The following is a 6,971-nucleotide window of genomic DNA, read 5'->3' on the forward strand; positions in this document are numbered from 1 at the left end:
AACCGCGCCGTCTTTACAGACGAATTCCGGTGCACGATAGGTCCGCTTCACCCCGTCCGGTGCGGCAGGCTGGTCCTGCGGAATTTCAAATTTGATTTCCTGCAGACGGAGATAATTCACCCCCTTGTGCAGATAGGCATTTTCGACAAGACAGGCATGGATGTAATAGGTCTTTCCGGCCTCGAAATTAGATTCGGTAAAATACAGGGCGATATCGGGCGCGCCACCACTGGCTTTAAGCGGGATCTGCGTTTTTCCCAGTAACGTCAGCGGCGTGTAGTGGTTCTTTTTCTGTATCTCTTTTCCGGCAAATAGATACACCGCGCCGCCCAGCAGGTCGTGCTCCTTCACCGCCTCCCAGTTCGAAAGCAGCGGGAATGTCGCCAAGCCATAGCTGTCATCACCGGGGCGCGCCTGAGGGTTCTGCCCTTCTGCCACGCTGACAGCTGGCGCCGTCGCGGCCTCCCAGGCACTGTTGATAAAAAAGTTCGCGGTGTTGACCATCGTCCCGACGCCATAAATCCCGGCGCTGAACGCGGTAAGCAGCGTGCGGTTTTCCCGGGGCTGCACGTTAATGACGGCGCTCCCCAGGTCGTCCAGCATGACGTAAAAATAATCCCCACTGGTTCTGTCTGTCGCACAGGGGACAATTTCACTGAACGATGCATCGCTGATGATGGCATCTTCGGTAATGCGGGTCACGAGGGGGTAAAAACAGGCCTGGGTGTTTCTTAGTCCCGGCACGGTCAGCCGCCAGGCCATAGCAGGACGTGAGAATAACGGTCGCGTGCTGTCATTGCTGTAATCAATTAACACCGGTGTATCGGCAGCAAAAGTGACGTCAACATCAATATCGGCATCCCAGGCTACATTCCAGGTCACGGTTTCAGAGGTAACCGGGATTCCACTATTATCAAGGCAGCAGGAAACCGTCCACGACAGGCGGTCACCTTTCATCAGGCTGTCATCCACAGTCAGTAAGCAGCCGCCATATAAGGTATTGCCGTCCTGCCACCAGGAGATTTCAGGAGGATAAAAATTCCCCCGGTTTAATGCAAAGGGACACTCGGTTCCGGAAAAATGTTCACCGGCTTTCAGTTGATACTGAAACGTGGCATATAGCGTCTGTCCGGGAAAAATATTGCAGTTGTTTTGCGGGCTGATATGCAGCAGCCGGGATGAATTGGCTTCGCGGATGCGCAGTGGGGACATCGCACACCATGCAAAACTTGCATATGCCCAGACTTCACGATTGGCAATTTCCTCTTCTGTAAAGGGCATCGTTACCTGATTATTTTTATCCACATCCATAATAGCTACCCCCTCTATGGAGGAGGCTACTTCACATTCCAGTTCCCCGCTAAAACAAAAACATACTTTACGATTACAACATATATTCCCGCCAGGAATTAATGTGACTGTATCAGTTAAATCACGGAAATCACCAGTACTATTGACAACCATGTCTACTGCGTCATATGTGCGTAAATCTAAATTATATGGAGTTTCAACGACAAGATCGGTACTGATATCACCAAGATAAAAGGTAAGAGTTATACTTTGTACATAAGGTACCATTGTTTTTTCTATCAGAGTTTCTGCGTTGTTCAGAGTAAGGAAGGGCAAAATACCAAATAAAAATTCTCCATTCTGATCTGTTTCTGTATTATAAAAGCCATAACTATCCTGTTGTAATTTCTTTGCGTCACCCTCATAGGATATTTTGAGTATTGGATGAGTATCAAGTGTGGACCAGTCATTTTTGGTGACCACATCAACATGATATTTGAAGGGGCTTTTTTTTATTGGATTATTTTCAGCGTCAAAAATTTTAATCAGATAATAAATGTGGTTATTCTTAAGATTACTTCCATCCGGTGAATAGAGGGTTGCGCAGACTGGGCCTTTCCGTTGACTTATAGTCATAGTCAGCCCATCTTTCTCTATCTTTTTGTACGTGGTATTAATTACTTTAGGTGACATTGTATTATCCTGTGCTTTGTTCATTGCTCACACTTAGTATGATGCTATAAAATAATAACCGTACACCATCTGTTGCGGCTTACCGTTATGACACCAATTGATGATGTGGGTAATTAATACCGCACCTTTATTAAAACAAGTACTTATAAAGAGATTATGTTTTTATAATTATGCAGGTACTGTTACATTAACCGTTAGTTTCTTGTCTATCTGAGCATTGCATTATTTCATCAGTGAGCTTTTGCGGTTTGATTTTTAAGATATCTATCTCTACAAATAAGAATATTACTTCTTTTATTTATAAAAGAAATCTGTAGTCCTTAAGTAAAATGTTATAGAAATAATGTACCAGATGGAGTGGTTCATTTAATTAAAGGATGTATAACATGAACAACGTATTCAATGTTGTCCGTAACGAATCTACTGGCGTCTGGGTCGCGGTATCGGAGTTTGCAAAGAGTCGGGGAAAACGAACCGGACGTCGTATGCTGGCCGGCTTTGCGATGACGCTGGTTGTTTTCGTATTGACACTAAACTGTGTTACTTCGTCGCTCGCCGCAACGGTGTCGATTCTGCCGGGAGAGAGCGTCTATCTGTCACAAATCTATGGCACTGGCGCAAATCAGACAACGCGTTTAAGTGATCTCATTTTTAATGGTACGAGCTCTTCTCCGGCAACGCTTATTGTTGACCGCAATACGCCACTGGGGACAGACAGTTGGTTGTTTAATGCCACCGGTAATGCCGTTAACTTAATTAGTCTGAGTGGAACTCGAAGAGCAGTGATTAAGCTGCTGGACGGTATTGATATGACAATAAGCAACTCCACAGGGGGAGCTGTTTATAATTCCGGGACTGCTTCGGGAATTGTGTATGAACTCGGCAATGGCAGTCAGCTCCGTTTTGTCGATAACCGTGCCAATAATGGCTATCGTGGCCTTATCATCTCAAATTCAGATGTGCTTTTCCGTGGTGCGAACGGTACTGTTGTTTTTGACAATAACAGCGCCTACTCCTATGACCCCGCGATAGATACCACTAACGCCAACATTATATTTGAAGGCAACGTAACGCTGACCAATAATGTCAATCACGCTATTGCCGGCGGTGTTATTCGGTTACATGACTCGGGCAATTTGATTTTCAGTGGTACAGACGCCTCCATTATTATCGGTAATAACAGCGCAATAAGTTCGGGTGGCGGATTATTTTCTGACGGAAGTGTGCAGTTGTATGGTAATGCCGATATCTATGGTAACCGGGCTGTCAGGGATACTGCGGGAGCTATCGTTGCACAGACCGGACTGGTGATGGAGACGAACGGTATCGATGGTATGAAAGTGCATGGAAACTATTCCAATGGCCAGTATGCAGGCGCTATTCTTATCGGCAACAGCGCGAATTTTACCGGCACGAGTCTGCTACATGCGAAAAATAGCGATATTCAGTTCTATAATAATTTCACCGGGGTCGGAAATCTCTTAACGCCCAATATGACATATGCGGTTGCCAATGCGATTAATATCCGCCAGCCGAATGGTGTGTTGAATATTGCTGCTGACGCTGGGCGTCAGATTCTGTTTCGTGATCCGATAACCAGTTTCAACTCCACTGGCGTGGCAATAAATGTCATTGTTGGAATTAATACCACCAACGGCAGCGATGCTACCGATGGGAAAGTGACTTTTAGTGGCGAAGATTTCACACCTGGTTCTCAAAATACGCAATCGCGGATTTATGCCAATACCACCGTTTATGGTGGTGTCCTGGAACTGAAAGACAATGCTCAGTATGGCATAAACACCAGCAGCACGCGGTTTACATTGCGGGACGGTGCCACTTTATTGTCAACCAGCACGGCGGCGAATACCGTGAATGTGCTTTCATCCGGCACCATGAATTTCGCCGATGGCTCGCTGATTAAGAGCAATGGCGACAGCAAATTGAATCTGAATGCCGGTAGTCGGCTGATTGGTACTGCAGCAGGTGACACGGTAGCGATTGAAACCGACGGAGCCGATAAACTGACACTCGGCGGAGTCCTGTCCGGCCCTGGCAAACTGGAAAAGATCGGCACGGGAACCTTATCTACGGCTAACGCCAATCAGTTCCTCAACACAGGTGGATTCAATGTCAAAGAAGGAACACTGAACGCGCAGAACATGGCGCAGAGTTTCAGTTCACTGGATATCCAACATAACGCGTTAATGACGATGGGCAACAGCGGCGAAAACCTGTCGATCACCGATCGCGCCATGATTGCCGGTACGCTGGAAAACGTCCAGACGCTGAATAAATCAGGCAGTGGTGAGCTGCAGATTGCTAATTCCGTAGGCGCTAACCGGTTGGATATGTCTGGCGGTACGCTGAAAGTTGATGCCGGTGAAACGCTGATTGTCGCTGCGGACGCAAATTTTGGCAGCGGTGTAACCGCGCAGGTTGATATTGCCAGTGACCCGGCACTGAGCGCCGATACTCTCCAGCTTACCGGGAACAATACGCTGGATATCTCCGGCTATGCCCCTGTTTCTGATGAGAATCTGTATATCCTTATCCGCACCCGGAACGGGATTAGCGGCGATTTCAGCTATACCGTCGCAGGACAGGCTTTGCAGGATTATGTCGATACAGACCATTTTCTGATCGGATGGGCGAAGAAAGATGACGACAGCAAAAATGTTATTGCGCAGTTTGGTCTGGTCTGGTTAAACACCGAAGACTCCAGTGCTCACGGTACGTTCAACGTAACGGACAGTCACAGCTTTACCCTGGGAGACGCACTGCAAGATAATCTGAACTCCACCGCGTATGGTTTCGGCTGGGACGGCAAAAGCCTCAGCAAAACTGGTGGCGGTACGCTGATATTCTCCGCCATCAACGGCTATACCGGTAGCACGACTGTTAATGAAGGCACACTGCGGACCGCTATCGCCGACACACTGAACAGCAGTAGCGATATTATCGTCAACGGTGGTGTACTCGATCTGAACGGCAACAATCAGCAGGCTAACCGCCTGAGCGGCAGCGGTGGCGTTGTGATGCTGAACGGCGCATCGCTGATCGCCGTTAACGCCACGGACAGTGATAATTCGCGTTTTGACGGTGACATCATCGATGGCAATGTAGCTGGCGGCCGCTTCATCAAGAACGGTGATGGCAGCCTGACGCTGGCGGGACAGACGGCCTGGATCACAGATACTGAGATTAATGCGGGGGAGCTTGTCTTTGATGGTGCCAACGGTGGCGCGCAACTGACCAGCAATATTATTGGTAATAACGGCAGCCGACTGACTCTGCAAAACGGCGCACAACTGACCGGATGGATCGACCCGGCGAATGTCGATATTGATGCTGCCAGCCGCTGGAACATGACAGCTGCTTCAAAGGTCAACGATCTGAGCAGTGCCGGAACGATCTCGATTTCCGCACCTAACGATAATGATTTCAAAACCCTGACCGTGGCGGGCAACTACACTGGCAATGACGGTCTGATTGTGATGAACACGGAACTGGGGGGCGACGATTCTCAAACCGACAAGCTCATTGTTCACGGCGATACGGTCGGTAACACCAGGGTTGCGGTGCATAATGTCGGGGGCGTGGGTAAACAGACTGACAACGGTATTGAACTGGTTCATGTTGACGGCAGCTCTACCGGTCACTTCGCCCTGACCACCGGCACTGTGGAAGCTGGCGCTTATGTTTATACGTTGGCGAAAGGCACTGACAGTGCGGCGCAAAACTGGTATCTCACCAGTAAGTGGAAAGGTCCCGTTTTACCTGTTCGACCCGTTGTACCGGAGGCTCCGGTCAAACCACCGGTAGTGGATCCGATGGCACCAGACGCGCTGCGCCCGGAAGCGGGTAGTTATATCAGCAATATTTCAGTCGCGAACACGCTGTTTAACCACCGTCTGCACGATCGTCTTGGTGAACCGCACTACACCGACGCGCTAAAAGAGGACGGACTGGCAGCCAGCATGTGGATGCGCCATGTCGGCGGTCATGAACGTTCTGTTGTCGGTGACGGTCAGTTGAAAACGCAGAGCAACCGTTATGTGCTGCAACTGGGGGGTGATATCACACAGTGGAGTACCGACGGCACCGACCGCTGGCATTTGGGGGTGATGGGAGGTTATGCAAACGCGCGCAGCAATACCCGCAGCGACCGCGCCGGTTACGGCTCTGACGGACGTATCAACGGTTACAGCGCCGGGCTGTACGGAACCTGGAACCAGAATGAGGCGGATAAAACCGGGGCGTATGTCGATAGCGGGATGTTGTACAACTGGTTTAATAACAGTGTGGCAGCAGATAACCGCGCCAGCGACAGTTACAGTTCGAAAGGACTGACTGCCTCACTGGAAGCGGGTTATACCCTGAAATCCGGAGAGTTTTCCGGCAGTCGGAGCACGCTGAACACCTGGTATATCCAGCCGCAGGCACAGGTTACCTGGATGGGCGTGAAGGACAATGCGCACAACCGCAACGATGGGACCCGTATTGAAACTCAGGGCGATGGTAACATCCAGATGCGTCTGGGTGTGAGAACGTACCTGAACAGTCATCACAAAATGGATGATAGTAAGCAGCGTGAGTTGCAGCCATTCGTGGAAGTAAACTGGATCCACAATACCGAAACCTTTGGTGTGAAGATGGATGGCGTAAGCATCAGTCGTGACGGCGTGCGTAATCTGGGCGAAATCCGCACCGGGGTGGAAGGTAAAGTGAATGCTAATCTGAGCATCTGGGGCAACGTTGGTGTACAAACAGGTGACAAAGGCTATAGCAACACTCAAGGAATGCTGGGGATTAAGTACAGTTGGCGCTAACATTGCCTGATGCGCTACGCTTATCAGGCCTACATATCAAAGCAATATATTGAATTTGCGCGATTTTATGGCCGGATAAGGCGTTTACGCCGCATCCGGCATGAACAAAACGCACTCTGTCAGAAAACGGGAAGGAGCCTGTACATAGATTTGTGT

General features: G+C 49.2%; 1 protein-coding gene and 1 pseudogene. One reads left to right on the forward strand and one right to left on the reverse strand.

The window, feature by feature from the left end:
- Nucleotides 1-1,983, reverse strand: a 1,983-nt coding sequence (locus FEK50_RS23475) for a hypothetical protein (protein ID WP_131162646.1), incomplete at its 3' end; no start/stop codon positions are given.
- A 398-nt stretch (nt 1,984-2,381) separates the two neighbouring features.
- Here FEK50_RS23475 and FEK50_RS23480 point away from each other — a divergent pair.
- Nucleotides 2,382-6,815: pseudogene (locus FEK50_RS23480) on the forward strand (autotransporter outer membrane beta-barrel domain-containing protein); the annotation flags it as partial.
- Between the last annotated feature and the right edge of the window lie 156 nt (nt 6,816-6,971).

Source organism: Escherichia sp. E2586, assembly GCF_005781105.1.
Lineage (GTDB): Bacteria > Pseudomonadota > Gammaproteobacteria > Enterobacterales > Enterobacteriaceae > Escherichia.